At 47.1% G+C, this 15,080-nt stretch carries 16 protein-coding genes; 5 read left to right on the forward strand and 11 right to left on the reverse strand.

Going from position 1 to position 15,080, the window contains the following annotated elements:
- Position 1 precedes the first annotated feature (1 nt).
- The 8 genes from HC229_RS14875 to pyrE form a co-directional block, all read right to left on the reverse strand.
- A complete protein-coding gene (locus tag HC229_RS14875) occupies positions 2 to 1,231 on the reverse strand; it encodes an HlyD family secretion protein (RefSeq protein WP_191021297.1) in 1,230 nt (409 codons plus the stop codon).
- On the reverse strand, positions 1,209 to 2,660 hold the full coding sequence (locus tag HC229_RS14880; RefSeq protein WP_332871662.1) for an ABC transporter ATP-binding protein: 1,452 nt from the start codon (positions 2,658 to 2,660) through the stop codon (positions 1,209 to 1,211). Before HC229_RS14880 ends, HC229_RS14875 begins: the two co-directional genes overlap by 23 nt.
- Entirely contained in the window at positions 2,552 to 3,601 is a 1,050-nt protein-coding gene (locus HC229_RS16635) for a cysteine peptidase family C39 domain-containing protein (RefSeq protein ID WP_223845632.1), read from the reverse strand. The genes HC229_RS14880 and HC229_RS16635 overlap by 109 nt, the downstream gene beginning before the upstream one ends.
- Positions 3,602 to 3,798: 197 nt before the next feature.
- Entirely contained in the window at positions 3,799 to 6,060 is a 2,262-nt protein-coding gene (locus HC229_RS14885; protein ID WP_191021299.1) for an ATP-binding protein, read from the reverse strand.
- The gene (locus HC229_RS14890; protein ID WP_191021300.1) at positions 6,057 to 6,644 is read right to left on the reverse strand and encodes a biliverdin-producing heme oxygenase; all 588 of its coding nucleotides are present in this window, start codon (positions 6,642 to 6,644) and stop codon (positions 6,057 to 6,059) included. The genes HC229_RS14885 and HC229_RS14890 overlap by 4 nt, the downstream gene beginning before the upstream one ends.
- Positions 6,645 to 6,649: 5 nt before the next feature.
- The gene (locus HC229_RS14895) at positions 6,650 to 7,090 is read right to left on the reverse strand and encodes a response regulator (RefSeq protein ID WP_191021301.1); all 441 of its coding nucleotides are present in this window, start codon (positions 7,088 to 7,090) and stop codon (positions 6,650 to 6,652) included.
- A gap of 280 nt (positions 7,091 to 7,370) precedes the next feature.
- Positions 7,371 to 7,763 carry an SRPBCC family protein gene (locus tag HC229_RS14900; RefSeq protein WP_191021302.1) on the reverse strand — a complete coding sequence of 131 codons (393 nt, stop codon included), beginning with the start codon at positions 7,761 to 7,763 and terminating at the stop codon, positions 7,371 to 7,373.
- Between the two features lie 10 nt (positions 7,764 to 7,773).
- Entirely contained in the window at positions 7,774 to 8,421 is a 648-nt protein-coding gene (gene pyrE / locus HC229_RS14905) for an orotate phosphoribosyltransferase (protein ID WP_191021303.1), read from the reverse strand.
- Between the two features lie 7 nt (positions 8,422 to 8,428).
- Between pyrE and HC229_RS14910 the strand changes: the two genes are divergently transcribed.
- The 5 genes from HC229_RS14910 (at position 8,429) to HC229_RS14930 (ending at position 11,451) form a co-directional block, all read left to right on the forward strand.
- A complete protein-coding gene (locus HC229_RS14910; RefSeq protein WP_191021304.1) occupies positions 8,429 to 9,031 on the forward strand; it encodes an NUDIX hydrolase in 603 nt (200 codons plus the stop codon).
- A gap of 110 nt (positions 9,032 to 9,141) precedes the next feature.
- Complete coding sequence (locus tag HC229_RS14915; RefSeq protein ID WP_191021305.1) at positions 9,142 to 9,558, forward strand: DUF1801 domain-containing protein; 417 nt, start codon at positions 9,142 to 9,144, stop codon at positions 9,556 to 9,558.
- 2 nt (positions 9,559 to 9,560) lie between these two features.
- Positions 9,561 to 10,205 carry a DNA alkylation repair protein gene (locus HC229_RS14920; RefSeq protein WP_191021306.1) on the forward strand — a complete coding sequence of 215 codons (645 nt, stop codon included), beginning with the start codon at positions 9,561 to 9,563 and terminating at the stop codon, positions 10,203 to 10,205.
- Between the two features lie 212 nt (positions 10,206 to 10,417).
- Positions 10,418 to 10,990 carry a Crp/Fnr family transcriptional regulator gene (locus HC229_RS14925; RefSeq protein ID WP_191021307.1) on the forward strand — a complete coding sequence of 191 codons (573 nt, stop codon included), beginning with the start codon at positions 10,418 to 10,420 and terminating at the stop codon, positions 10,988 to 10,990.
- Positions 10,991 to 11,061: 71 nt separating this feature from the next.
- Entirely contained in the window at positions 11,062 to 11,451 is a 390-nt protein-coding gene (locus HC229_RS14930) for a RidA family protein (RefSeq protein ID WP_191021308.1), read from the forward strand.
- A 53-nt stretch (positions 11,452 to 11,504) separates the two neighbouring features.
- Here HC229_RS14930 and HC229_RS14935 read toward each other — a convergent pair whose 3' ends face one another.
- The 3 genes from HC229_RS14935 to HC229_RS14945 all read right to left on the reverse strand — a co-directional run bounded on the left by HC229_RS14935 (position 11,505) and on the right by HC229_RS14945 (position 15,071).
- Positions 11,505 to 13,232, reverse strand: coding sequence for a M14 family metallopeptidase (locus HC229_RS14935; protein WP_191021309.1), 1,728 nt, complete (start codon positions 13,230 to 13,232; stop codon positions 11,505 to 11,507).
- Positions 13,233 to 13,576: 344 nt separating this feature from the next.
- Complete coding sequence (gene coaD / locus HC229_RS14940; protein WP_191021310.1) at positions 13,577 to 14,038, reverse strand: pantetheine-phosphate adenylyltransferase; 462 nt, start codon at positions 14,036 to 14,038, stop codon at positions 13,577 to 13,579.
- Between the two features lie 55 nt (positions 14,039 to 14,093).
- On the reverse strand, positions 14,094 to 15,071 hold the full coding sequence (locus HC229_RS14945) for a D-alanine--D-alanine ligase (protein WP_191021311.1): 978 nt from the start codon (positions 15,069 to 15,071) through the stop codon (positions 14,094 to 14,096).
- Between the last annotated feature and the right edge of the window lie 9 nt (positions 15,072 to 15,080).

Below are 15,080 nucleotides of genomic sequence, written 5' to 3' on the forward strand. Positions count from 1 at the left end.
TTCAGTTTACGCTGTTGTCGATCTTGTTGAACAATTTCTTCATGATATACTGGAACATTTTCATCTCTTCAATGATGACTTCACCTTTAAGTCGATAACCCGCTTTGAGGTTGATATTCGGATTGTACTTCTTGATTTGGGCCAAACAATAGAAGGTACGGTCGATGTCAGACGGGGAAACATAGGTGATGTTGCCTTTGATCGGGCCATATCTATAATAGTTGTACGCATCGAGCTTGAGGTTGATCTCCTGTCCTTCCTTCACGTAGGCGAGATCTTGTTCGTCAAGTGTGACTTTTGCGTAAAAATGCTCGCGATCTGGTGCGACGATCGTCAAAAGGTCGCCTTTATTGACGATCTGTAAATTTTGGCGGGCATTGTAAAGATTGGAGATCGTGCCGTCTACGGGAGCCGTGATGGTCATTTTTCCAAGCTCGTCCGAAATGTAGGTAAGGTTCGACTTCCCGTTCTTGATCAGGTTGCGGAGTTCGAGAATGTCGCGCCTGTAATTGTGGATTTGGTTGTCGACATCGATGATGCTGCGCTGCAAATCGTTTTTTGTGCGTCCGTAATTGTTCTTGAGGTTTTCGAAATCGTAATTCTTTACCGAATGGTTCGATTTGATGTCGAGCTGGCTTTTCGTGTCGTCGAGGTTGCGGTTTTTGGTCTCGGTCATTTCGTATCTGGAAATCGCTCCTTTGGCGTACAAAAGAGAATCGGTCTTGAACTTGTCCGACAAAATCGAATGTTGCTGGGTCGAAACATTGAGTTTGTTGTTGAGCATGGCGATCTCGTCGGCGGTTTTTTTGCGGTCGGTCGAATAGATGCGCGATTGTATGCCGAGCAATTGCTGTAGCGATTTTTTGCGGGCTTCGGTATTTAGGATCAACTGGTCGATAATCTTGATTTTGTGTTCCATCGCCGCGAGATCTGCGTTGAGCACGTCGTAGTCGGATTGGGTGCGTTTGTTTTCCAAAATGAAAAGTGTGTCGCCTTTCCTGACTTTCTGGCCTTCCTTGACGGATACCTTGATCACTCGCACTTCATTCGGGGCGTTGATTTTCATCTGAGGCGTATCCGAAAAGATCTGTCCTTCCTTGAAACTTACCGTGTCGTTGATGTTCAGCGCAATTATGAGCAACATCACGATCACGAAAAAGGCTACCAATATCCGATGCAGAATCCTGATGAAATTGATCGAACGCGTGTTATAATACATTGAGTTCTCCATCTTTGATCTTGTATTGCTTGGTGAAATTGATGTTGTTGATCGGTTCGTGGGAAATGATGATATACGTTTTGTCCTCGGCATCTTCTTCTATCAGGAGTTCAACGTTGTTGCGCGATTCGACATCCATCCCGGACAACACTTCGTCCAAAATGATGAATTCCGCCGTAGAGAAAATCGCGCGCAGCAACAGGATTTTCTTGCGTTGTCCCGTCGAAAGATTCTTGCCGTTTTCACTGATCATGAACTCGAGGCCGTCCTCCTTGTTGGCGATGAAATCATAGAAATTGATGAGTTTGGCCTTGTCGATGATGTCGGCTATCGGAATATGCCGGCCGAGTGCGATATTGTTGTAAATCGTGTCGTTGAACAAAATGTCCTCGTTGGTCACGAGCAAAATCTTGTCGCGCATCTTTTCTTCGTCATAGAATTTTTTGTCGCGCGAATTGATCAGGATGTGGCCGGAATTCGGATGGTAAAGCGTCGTAAGGATTTTGCTGAACGTCGATTTTCCCGATCCGTTCGTGCCCTCGATCTTGATCTTTTCGCCAATCCTTATCTTGAGGTTGATGTCTTTGAGGATCATTTCGTTTGGCACATATCCGTAATTGAGATTTTTGAATTCGATTTTATGGATGCTGAAATCGGCAATGCCGTTTTTGGTCCTGGCCGATGTGTGCTCGTCAAAGTCGAGATAGCGTTTTAAGATGACCTCGTTTTCCTGCAAATTCAGGTTGTCGTCGAGAATGCCCTTGAGAGACGAAAAAATCTTCGACGAAAGCGCGATGAACGTCACGATCTGTCCCAATGTGATCAACTGTGTCGTAATGGCCGACTTCGTCAAGAAAACGATGATCAAAACCGATGCGATCACGATGATTACCGCCACGACGATCTTGTTTACCAAATCGACAAAACCGTTGCGGAGCTGGATTTTGAGGTAATCGTTGACGCTCGTGAATACTTTTTCGGAATGGAACCTTTCGATCTTAAAGCTTTTGATGACCTGTAAGCCGTCTACTTTTTCCATCATTTTAGACAGGAAATCAGCCTTGCGCATATAACGCATACGCTCGTTTTGCTTGAGATAAGGCGTAATGAAACGGAACCACATCACAAAGGCGATCATCACACCAACCACGATCAGGGTAAGTTTGGCGTCGATGAAAAATAGGATGATAAGCGAATAGAGCGAGACGAAAATGTCTACCATCATCCCGGTGAAAAACTTCATGAAAAAACTCTTGAGTTTCAGCGAATCGCTCACGCGCTCCATCAAATCGCCTTTCTTGAACGTCTGGATGTACGCAAGCGAGGAATTGTTCACTTTTTCGTCGAACGAAGCAAGGAAATGGCGATCGAGAATATTGCCCAGATGCATCGACACGAAATTCTTGTAAATGGTCGTGGCCAGGTCAAAAAGCTTGTAAATGCCAAGCCCAATCGCAAAAGTACCAGCGTATTGATGTTGTAGGTCGGCAGGATGTCGTCGATCAGGATCTGGTTCGTGAACACGGCGATCTGGGCGGTCGTTGCCGAAAATAATGCAGCGAAAATGTAGATGTACCACAATTTGCGGTGCTCGCCAAGTTGCTTGAAGAGCTGCCAGTAAAGGCTTTTGCGTTCTTCTTCCGGATAAACCGGCGCGTTGTCCGGTTCCGCCGAGGCTTTCGCCATCAAGACCATAGGGGAATTGTTGCGCAATTTACCTTTGTCGTACTGAAGCGTCTTGAAATTGTGCGGAACGCTGGAAATGTCCTGGTTTTTGAGCAGGTCGCCTAGAAAATTCTTCTCTGCCGCGACGTCCTTGAACCCAAAGTTTTCCTTGAGGTATTTAAAATAGGTAAGTTTGTTGAACAGCGTCGCGTGTCCGTATTCTTCCAGCGCTTGGGCGACGTCGATGCGGTAATCCACAAGATCGCGCGAGCAAATCGACAAGATCTTGTCCTCCGCCTCCGCCATGTCCCAATGATTCTTGTTGAAGTGAGCAAGTTTCTTTATTTCCTGGAGACTCAGGTAATATTCTTTCGCTTTTGCCGGATCGTGGATCTTGACCTTGTTGCCTTTGGCCTGGGCCGCCACGACATAGTGAAGTCCTTTTTTGTTCTGGATCGGAAGGATGAACGGAAGCATCGCCTCCAATTTCTCCGTATCGCCGTGCAACCCGTTGATATCGAGCAAGCGATATTTTGTCTCAAAACCGTGATTGTCGAGAAATTCCTTCAGGTCGGAAATACGAGAGCCCTTTTCTTCCGTCGGAAGCGATTGCTCTACATATTTTCTCGAAATGCTTTTGCCGTTAAGGTTGAACAGCGTTTTTACGGCGCTTATCCCGCAGTCGTTGCTTTTTAGTTGCGGATCTGTTGTAGCCATATTGGTGTAGCTTTACCTGCATAATTTAATTTCGTTTACGGGCGGGTGGCATTTGTTTGTTAAGGCAATATTAATTTAATGTTAGGCGATGTCGATAAAAACTCTACCAATTGCACTAAAAATCGTTGAATTGAACATTGCGGAAAACGCAAAAAAAATCCTCTGTAAAGAGGATGAGCGGAGAATTGTGCATTTTTCTAGACGACCGGAAAATACAACGTAAAGACCGAACCTTTACCAAGTTCGCTTCGTGCCTCGATAGTGCCGTTATGGGTTTGCATGATTTTTTTGCAGAGCGCCAGCCCGACGCCCGATCCCTTGTATTCCGAAGGGGCGTGAAGTCTTGTGAAGATGTTGAAGATCGTCTCGGCAAATCGCGATTCAAACCCGATGCCGTTGTCAGACAGCGAAATTACGTGGTAATCGGCCTCTACTTTCGCCGAAGCCGCATTTTTTCGGATTCCAAGGTAATCCACAGAAATTTCCGGCTCGATCTCGTGTCTCCCGTATTTTATGGAGTTCGATATGAGGTTCGAAAACAGTTGCTTGAGCAGGAACGCATTTCCGTTGACCGTCGGCATTGCCGATACGGTTATCGCAGCCGATCGCTCCATCGTGGTTTCCCGAAGTTCGTCAGCCGTTTGCCGGATGAGTGCGTTGAGTTCCACGGCCTCGAACGTGCCCTTGCTGTGCTGGATGCGCGTATACTTGAGGATGTCGATAAGCAATGTTTGCATGCGGTTGGCCGAATTGTTCATGCGCACCAGAGAATCGTGGATTTCAGGCGAGATTTCGTGATTTTCCTTTGACAGCATGCGAGAGGCGATCAGCTGTATTTTGCGCAGCGGCTCCTGAAGGTCATGCGTGCTTATCCAGTTGATGTTCTCCAATTCCGAATTGGTCTCCTCGAGTATCTTGTTGAGTTCGAGGTTGCGGCGTCCTTCTTCGGTAAGCAGGATAAGGTTCATCTGGCGTTGAAGCGAGTGGGCGTAATTGGCCGCCGTATTCAATTCGGGCGTCGACCACGGCTTGCTCTGGAATTTTACGAATTCCTTCCAAAGTTCGAACGATTTTCTTGGGAAAAGCCCTTTCTCATCCTTGACGATGGCTTTGGCAGGGTCGCCGGCCCAGTTGACTTCGGTAACCGTTTCCGGACGATACCAGATGACGCAATTTTCCTTATCGGTCCCCAACGAATAATATGCGACGCCAGGCACTTGCTGGCAAAGTTCTTTTTGGTCGGGTAAATGTCCGAGCAGTTTATCAGTCTGAAGCTGACCTCCGTTGGTATAATCGTAAAGACGGTCGGAAAGCGTTGCGATAGCGGCTTCCGAAGGCACGATCCCACTCGTGAAAATCTTGCTGCCGAAACGTATCGAAACTCCTGAGGCATTGCACAAATCGAGCAATTCGTGGCAGGAGACGATCTTCTCGAACGATTCCGCTTTTGGCTGAAGATGCAACGCGTTGAGACGCTCGAGTGAACTGTTCGACTTTCGAGAGACCTCGTATTCTTCATACGACTGGCGCACGTCGATTTGGGACGTGAGAAAATTTCCTTGCAATTGAGCCGCAAGCCGTATTTCCGGCGTCAGGTTTTTAGCCGAATAATGGTGGCACGCAATCAATCCCCAGAGCTTTTTTTGGTGGATAAGCGAAATGGTCAGTGTTGCCCCGACGCCCATGTTCTGTAAATACTGGATATGGATGGGCGACGTACTTCTCAGGATCGAATGGCTCAGGTCGAGGTTTTTGCCGTGGGCATCATCTACCGTAAAAATCGGGACAGGGGAATAATTGATGTCGGCGATAAGTCGCAACAAATTTTTGAGGTAAAGTTCCCTGGCCTGGACGGGAATGTCGGTATGCGGATAATGCAATCCCAGGAACGGCTCAAATGCCTCATTGTGGCTCTCAGCAAAAACTTCCCCATTGTAATCTTTGTCGAACCGGTACACCATGACGCGGTCGTATCCGGTAATTTCGCGGGTTCCGTCGGCAACCAACTGGCAAAGTTCCTTTAGCGTATGGGTTTCGTTCATATACGAAAGGAACTGGGACGTCTGATCGTAAATGCTCCAAAGCGGTTGCTCGGTATGATCTATGGGTTCGGCCTCGACAATGTAAGAAGTGTCGCTGGCGTGGATCGTGCAATTGAAGAGTTCCCCACATAAGTTGAGCCGAAGAGGGGAGGTGAGCAACGTATAATTGATATAGTCCTGCAACAATCGCTTTTGGTCGGCACCAAATACCGAGTCGAAAGATTTTCCCAGCAATTCGCCGTGAGGTGTGTTGATAAAATCAACCGTATTGCGGCTGCAAAAGTCGATGTCAAGGCTGTCTTGCTTTAACCCGAGCAAAAACCCGTGTGGCTGTATGCTTCCCGGAATGTGAATAGGCTCGTGCTCACAATTGGTGAGGTTGACGATTTCCCTGTTCAGAATATCCTTGATCTTCATCGCGCAGACAGGTGCTCGTGAATGGTAGTGAAGGCGTAATTGGCTCCGGCGATGACGTCGTCTTCACAAGAAGTTTCGGAAACGTACTGCGTCATTTGCGAAAGGAACGATTTCCACATGCTTCCCGTCTTGTTCCCGTATCCGGCAAAATAGGAAGCACCCGAATTCTCGTCATGCCCTAAAACTGCCTGAATGTTTTTTAGGATAACACGGCCACCTAATGTCGAACCTTCGACCACATAAGCGATTCCGAGCGCGAATCCGACATTGCCCGTAGCTTCGAAAACAGCTTTGGATCTGACCGGGATTTCGCATCCGATCTGCTTTAGGTCAGCTTCGATATCTTTTGCTTTTTGCCGTTGGTCAAGATCAGTGACAACCATGGCGATTTTAGGATGGATGTCGGTTTCCAACGAAGCCACCACATCATACATCAACCGCAAATATGCGGCATACTGTTCGTTCGTGACGGAAGTTTTTAGGATCGCCCCAGAGACGGGAACGCGTTCCAATGAAGTATGGGCCTGGGCAGTTTCAGATCTCAGTTTTTCGAGAAATGATACAGTAGCGATGTCTTGGGTCATAAAAATCAGGCGGCGTAAACAAAATTTTCTGCTGTCGTCTTAAAGGTAGACCAGTCTATTTTCAATGCGTGTTCAATCGATTTTTTGAGGTTCGGGAAACTTCCGGATTTCTGTACGAAGAAATTGGCACCCAAACGCAGGCTGCGATCGATGATGACCTGGTCGTTAGAAGTCGTGAACATGATGACCGGCAACTTTCTGAAATTTCCGGTATTGCGCACCTTTTCGAGCACATCGAATCCCGTAAGGCCGGGCATGTTGACATCGAGGAAAATCAGGTGGGGCCGTGGTGGTGGATTGTGCAGCACATCCAACAACGCCTCGCCACTGTTAAGCGTGACAAGTTCGACCGATTGGTTGAGGCTTTCCGTGGCTTCCCTGAAAAATTCGAGATCCTCAAGGTCGTCATCGGTGTAAAAAATAGTAATATCGGAATCAACTTTCATAAAAACGGTGTTGTTGCGTAAAAACAAATATAGCCAAATAAGGACATTTTGAATATTACAGGATTTCCATTTATGAGGTATTTTTTATTTTGTTTAATCATTATTGTGAAATGACAAACAAAATAGCGCCTTTTCTAGACATTTATTGTTGTGCGCGTTCGCAATTTGCTGGAAATCAAGTTGCGCAATGGCGAACGTCAGCGTCCGACAAAATTGTGCACAATTCCAATAAAGCGAAAAGCCTCCAAGATAGAAGGCTTTTCGTAGTCCGTGACTGTTTTTAAAGCTTGTTCATGTTGGCGGCCAGCGTCTCGATGAATTTGCTTATCGGACCTTTGACCATCATGGCCATCATGGCGTTGAATTCTCCTTCGAAAAACAATTGTACGCCGGACTCGCTTTCTGAGACCGTATCGATTTTGGCTTCGAGGCTAAACGGAAGTTTATCACTCGCGGCACCCAATTTTACATTGCTCGGCGCTGTCTTCTCTTTGAGTTTCAACTTGATCTCGGGCATTCCCTTCAACGCGAAAATAAAAGAATCTTCTCCCGTCAATTCGAATTTCGCGATCGAGTCAGGCATCAATTTCTCGAAATTTCTGACATCCGTCAGCTGATCGAATACATATTGTGCTGGCTTCGCTACGGAAACCTTTTGGCTTTCTAAGTTCATAGGTGGTTTTTTATGCTTCGACGCCCCATTCGGCAGGATTGGAATTCCACTGCTTGAGTGTCTCGAGCTCGTTTTCGGTAATATAGCGCTTGGCGACGGCGAGATTCAGCAGATTCTCATAATTGCTCAAGGTGTAAAGGTCGATTTTGGCGTTTTTAAAATTTTCTGTGGCCACCGGAAATCCGTAAGTAAAAATGCCCACCATTCCCTTTATGTTGGCTCCCGCTTCACGCAAGGCGTCGACGGCCATCAGGCTACTTTTACCGGTAGAGATGAGATCTTCTACGATCACGACGCTTTGTCCTTTTTGCAGAAAGCCCTCAACCTGGTTCTGGCGACCGTGTTTCTTGGCTTCCGGACGTACGTAAACGAACGGCAATCCGAGGTATTCCGCGACAAGCATCCCAATCCCGATGGCGCCCGTTGCGACACCGGCGATCACATCCGGTTTGCCGAATTGCTTTTCGATCTGTTTCGAAAATTCCTCTCGGATGTAATTGCGTATGGGAGGAAACGACAACACCATGCGGTTGTCGCAATAAATCGGAGATTTCCAGCCCGAAGCCCACGTAAAAGGATTTTTGGGATTCAATTTTATTGCATTTATTTGCAAAAGCAACTCTGCGGTTTTTTCGGCTGTATCTTTATTGAAAATCATACTGCAAATGTATAAAGTTTTTGTAAACGACAAACCACTTTTCCTGACTCAAGAGATACGGAAGGAGACCGATTTCCAACTTTTTCTCATGGAAGGGATCGACTTTTCGCAACTTATCGCCAAGATGTTCTCGAACAAAGTCAAGAAAGCCTATCTCTACCATCCTGACGAGAAGGAAATGTTCCGCACGATCAAGTCGAATGTTCCTGTCCACAAGGCCGGAGGTGGACTCGTCTACAACAGGAAAGGGCAGGTGCTTTTCATTTTCAGGAACGGCAAATGGGACTTGCCCAAAGGCGGAACCGAAAAAGGCGAAAAGATCGAATACACGGCATTGCGAGAAGTAGAAGAAGAAACCGGCGTCGAAAAACTTTCCATTGTGCGCAAGCTCCAAAAAACCTATCATGTGTTTCGCCGCAATGGGCGCTACAAACTCAAGGTGACGCATTGGTACGAAATGAAAACCGATTACGACGGGCCGTTGCGTCCCCAACTCGACGAAGGCATCGAAAAGGCGGCCTGGCTCAATCCGGAAGACATCGAACAAGCGTTGCTGAATTCGTACGAGAATATAAAGTTGTTGTTTGAGGAGCAGTTGACGGATAATTAGTTTGTTTAAAGTTTAAAGTTTAAGGTTTAAAGTTTAAGGTTTGAAGTTTAAAGTTTGACATGTCAGTTGATTTTGGAAAACGCCCTAACTTTAAGGCTTAAACCAATCAGATGGCTTACGAACCCAAAACAAAACCAACAGAAATTCCTGTTTCTGAGTTTATTGCCGGCATCGACAACGAGACAAAGCGGGATGACGCACGCCGCCTTGTTGAGATCTTCACGTCCAAAACAGGATTTGACGCCTATATGTGGGGCCCGACGATCATAGGATTCGGAAGCTACCACTACAAATACGACTCCGGTCACGAAGGAGACGCGCCTCTCGCCGGATTTTCACCACGCAAGGACGCCCTTGTCCTTTATCTGTCGGATTACGAAGGGCGCGAAATCCAATTGGCCAAGCTCGGCAAACACAAGCTCAGCAAAACCTGCATCTATCTCAAGAAACTGGAAGGCATCGATATTTCGGTTCTCGAAACCATGATCGAAGCGTCGGTTGAACATATGAAACGTCTATACCTTTGACCATGGAACTTTCAGCCAAAGCAACGGAAATCTATAGGCAGGTCGCAGGCGAAGCCACAAAACTTGGCGACCTGAGAAAAATCGCAAAAGAAATCAAGAAAAACCATCAGCTCGGTCTCGAACTCTGGTCGACCGGAAATTATTTCGCACGTCAATTGGCGGTGTTGTTATTCGATCCCAAGCTGCTTTCGCCGGATGCGGTCGACAAATTGGTGTCGGACATGCGCGACCATCCGATGGACGAGCGCCTGCAGCTCATCGATTGGCTGATGGCCAACCAACTTTCCAAAAACAAGAATGCGATAGCGTTGATGCAGTCGTGGCAAAATGACCCGGAAGCGCTCAAACGACGGACGTTTTGGTATTACGAAGCGCGCTTGAGATGGGTCGGGCAAAAACCGCCGTCAAATACCGAAGACTTGTTATTGTCGATATCAGAAAAAATTGAAACCGAAGTTCCCGAAGTACAATGGGCGATGAATTTCACGGCGGCGCAAATCGGCATCTTCCAACCGGAATACCGCGATCGGTGCATAAAACTTGGCGAACGCGTCGGATTGTACAAAGACGAGGTCGTACCAAGAGGATGCACGCCAAGTTATCTGCCGCAACACATCGCCGTCCAGGTAGCGAAGCTCAAAAAATAAGCGCACGATTGAGCGGAAATCAATAATTTGGGCGTGTCGGCGGCTGGCCAAAAGCCGATTGCATTTGGCCAGCCGCCGTCGGGCTTTGCGCTGCTATCTTTTCTCGTTCCTCGAAAAGGATATCCGCTGCAATCCCTCACGCGACACGATACGGCGACTTTTGTTTATCAGATGAAACATCAGTCATAACAAGAAATCCAACACGTACTCCATTGAACGAAAGCCAACTTTTCCTCAAGCGACATTTTGAAGCCGTCATAGACTTTACAGATGCTGAAGCAGAATATGTAGTGTCGCATTTCAAGCCGGGTCATTTCGCGAAAAAAGAATTTGTGTTTCGCGAAAACGACGAGGTCACGCATAACTTTTTTATCGTTTCCGGCTTAACCAAACTTTTTGTCGCCGATCCTGAAGGCAACGAGCATATCGTGTCTTTCGCTATGGAAGATTGGTGGGAAACGGATTCGCTCGCGTTTTTTACCCGAACCAAGGCGGTCACATCGATGCAATGCATCGAAAACACCACTTTATTTTCGCTGGGTTATGACCACTATCTTCAACTGTGCTCGGAAATGCCTAAAGTCGAACACTTTTTCCACCAAAAAGCCATCGCCTCACATTTGGCAGCCCAAAAGCGCATGCTTGCCTTGACCACACTCACGGCAAAAAAGCGGTACGAACAGCTGTTGGAAACGCGGCCGGCACTGTTTCAGAGGCTGCCCAAAACACTGTTGGCGTCTTATTTGGGCGTAAGCCGGGAAACCCTGAGCCGCCTGGTAGGATGAAATTGTGATTTTTATCACGCGCGTTTTCGATTCGGGCACCCGAATTTTGTATCAACTTAAAACGATACAAAATGCAAAAGAGAAACATCAATCCATGGACATGGCAAGACGAAAGAGGAGTAGTCCAAGCCATCGAAGTCACAAACGCCGCCGGAACATTATACGTTTCGGGCCAAGCCGCAATTGCTCCTGACGGCACGTCAAGTTCCGCTGACATGAAAACCCAGATTCCCGAAGCACTCCAAAACCTCGAACGCGTCATATCTGATTCGGGTTACGAGCTCAAGAACATCGTCCGGCTTACGATTTACTCTACTTCCACAGAAGAGTTCATCGCGAACTTTGCCATTTTCAAGAGTTGGATTTCGGACAATGGCGTCCAATCGGCGGTATCGCACATTGAAGTCGTGAACTTGTGGGAAACGTTGAAGATTGAATTTGAAGCGACGGTCGTCAGATAACGGGAAATGGAAAACGCCGGGTGAAGCAATCGAAAACGATGTGACACGCGTCTTTACCTGGCGTTCAAAATCCGGTACACCGGATAGTGCAAATGCGCTTTTTCGTAATGGACAGAATGCTTGTAAACCCAGTCGAGCTGAGCCTCGGGATTCCTGGCAAAGTCGGCATCGGAGTTGCGCCTCGCATCCAATTCAGCCTGCAACTCAGGATTTTCCCTGAGTATTTCCGCAGCAAGATCCTCGAACACATAATCCGAATATCCTTCTTTCTGCTGCAGGATCGTGTCGAAAAAATTCCAGTTGAAAAACGAATCGCCGGCTTCGGGCTCCAGGGTTTCCAACAGGTATTTCACGCCTTTCTGGCGCGTCGGAAACAAATAGTCGCCCGCCCGGAAGTTCATCTTTATTTTCGTGGCGACCACTTTTGTGTTATAATGCGGATAATGTCCCTCGTAAGCACTTCCTCGCGTTTTGTAGTCGGCGATGCGGTAGCTTTCGACCTCGATGACCGTGTCGTTTTCGATGCGTTCTGCCTCGATGCCGTTAGCCAGCAGCAGTCGCGTCGCATTCCACCAGCCTTTCGGGATCACATAATATTCGGGGATCGCAACTTGCTTGACAGGCTTGTATTCCTTGTAGAACGGTATCGGTTTTTTGTACGGCTTTTTCCTGTCGTAAAATAAGCGGTTGCCGGTAGTGACCTCGCTTTTCTTATAAATGCCTTCGTAACCTAGAAATTCCAGCTTCTCGACTTTTGCAGAATCGATCGCCCACGAAACCGAATATTGGGCTCCTGGAACGAACTCTTTTTGGTTCTCCAATCGTTTTTGGCGTATCAACTTGGAATTTTTCTCGGCAAAACCCAACGTCGAAACCATAAAATCATAGGTAGCCCGGACACGTTTGTCGTAGTTTTTTAGCATATGGGTTTCGACCACGAATCCGATCGAATGGAACAACGAAGTGTAACCTGTCGCATACCTCGGGCTGTCGTCGAACTGAGCAAACCCGCTTTTGTCCGGCGTTTGTCCCCAGGCATTGACATAAGGCGTCATTTCGGTCTTTTTCTTTTTGAGATCCGAAACCAGTTCCGGCATCATCGTTACGTTGAGATAATCGCCGAGACTTTTCCCCAAGCGGTTGTGGTTGGTCATGATGTAAGTCAGCACATATTGGTAATCGGCGCCGTTACTTACGTGATTGTCGATGACGATTTCCGGATCTGCCAAATGGTAAAATTGGTGGAATCCCCAAGTGTTGGCGGCGTCTGCCTTGATGAAGTCGCGGTTGAGATCGTAATTGCGCGCGTTTCCGCGGAAGCCGTATTGCTCGGGCCCGTCCTGGTTGACGCGTGTCGTCGCATTGCGGTTCAGGTAACCGCCGATGTTGTAGATCGGAATCGTAGCCAGGATGACGTTTTTAGGGGCTTTGATTTTACCCGTCGCCAAGTCCCGGAACAAAAGCATCGTGGCATCGACGCCATCGGGTTCTCCAGCGTGTATGCCGTTGTTGATCAGGATGACCGTCTTTTTGTGCTCGGGATCGAAAAACAGTTTGTCGGGATCGAAAACCACGAGTTGGAGCAGTTCGCCGCTGTCGGTGGGACGACCGTCGTTGATCGAAATCGTTTCGAAGTTCGCACCCAATTCCGCATAAAAAGCCAGCGTTTCTTCATACGTCGCACATTGGTTGCCATTGCCTTTTTCGAAGGGCGTCCTGAAATCGTTTTTCTGGGAAAGAACCGGAAGCGAAATTAATAAAGCGAAAAAAATTTTTTTCATTTGTAGCCGGAAATTGGAAACTTAAGATAATTACGATTAGTCAAGAGGAATCAAAAAAGTGACGCTCCAACCTTAACTTTCCTAAACGATCTTAATGGTTTAAAAATTAAAGTCAAGTTACCGCTACAACCTTAACTTTCTAAACTTTCTTAATTGTTTAAAAAATAAGTCTATTTGACACTCCAACCTAAACTTTCCTAAACTATCTTAATTGTTTAAAAATTAAAGTCAACCTGACGCTCCGACCTAAACTTTCCTAAACGATCTTAATGGTTTAAAAATTTAAAGTCAACTTGGCTCCCCAACCTAAACTTTCCCAAACGATCTTAATGGTTTAAAAAATATTAAATGTCCGAAACCCGAACCGCATCCGGCACCAAAACCGTATAATCGCCACCATTGCGCAACACATCGCGTACGATAGACGAGCTGATGTAAGACGTCTTTGCGGCAGTCAACAAGAAAACTGTCTCTATCTTTGAGAGTTGGCGATTGGTATGGGCGATGGCTTTTTCGAACTCAAAATCCGCAGGGTTGCGCAAGCCGCGCAGTATGAATTTCGCCCCGAGCTTCTTGCAAAGGTCAATCGTCAGGCCCTCGTAGGTAACCACAGAAATTGTCGGCTCGTCCTTAAACGTTTCCTCTATGAAACGCTTGCGTTCCTCGAGGCTGAACATGTATTTTTTTTCGGCATTGACGCCAATTGCGATCACGATTTCGTCAAACAACGGAATCCCGCGTTTGATGATGTCGTAGTGGCCGTTCGTAATCGGGTCGAATGATCCGGGGAATATTGCTTTTCTCATTTTTTACGAAAGTCGAAAGCCGAAGGTCAAGGACTCCGACATCCACATTAATAATTTATTTTCCAGACAGTGCCAGTTCGATGGAATTCGTAAACAAATCCGTCAGTGAGATCCCGGCGGCGCGCGCCTGTTGCGGAATCAGGCTTTCGGCAGTCAATCCCGGAATCGTATTCATTTCGAGCATGTGCGGTTCTCCGTCGACGATAATGAATTCCGAACGCGAAAAACCTTTCATCTTGAGCACTTCATAAGCCCGTTTGGCTACCGCGCGGACTTTTTCAGCCAGTTCTTCCGAAATTCTTGCCGGCGTGATTTCCTGGGATTTCCCGAGATATTTCGCCTCGTAATCGAAAAAGTCATTTTCGGACACGATTTCGGTTATAGGCAACACGATGACTTCGCCTTTGTAGTTGATGACGCCCACCGAAACTTCGGTTCCGTCCAAAAAGCTTTCTATGATGATCTCGTTGTCTTCTTTGTAAGCGACTTCAATGGCAATAGGCAATTCGGCTTCGGCCTTTACTTTGGATATCCCGAAACTGGAACCCGATTTGTTGGGTTTCACGAAACACGGCAAACCCACTTTCGAGACGATTTCGGCCGTGTCGATCTTGTCGCCTTTGTTCAGGTAATACGATGTCGCGGTCTTAATCCCGTACGGTTTCAGCACCGACAACATATCGCGTTTGTTGAACGTCAGGGCCGCCTGGTAGTAATCGCAGGAATTCTGTGGAATCCCGAGCAGTTCGAAATAGGCCTGTAGCAAACCATCTTCACCGGGCGTCCCGTGTATGGCGTTAAAAACCGCGTCAAACACGATTTTTTCGCCGTCCACGTCAACCGAAAAATCACTTTTGTCAATGGGAAATTCGCGGTTCCCGTCATCTGCATACACCCATTTGTCGCGCAAAATATGGATGCGATAGCCCTTGAACTTCGATTGGTCGAGATAGTCGTAAACGACATTGCCGCTTTTCAATGAGATCTCAAATTCGCTGGAATAGCCGCCCATGGCGATGGCGATGTTTTTCATTTGCGGGTA

This window comes from Flavobacterium selenitireducens, from assembly GCF_014748335.1.
GTDB lineage: Bacteria > Bacteroidota > Bacteroidia > Flavobacteriales > Flavobacteriaceae > Flavobacterium > Flavobacterium selenitireducens.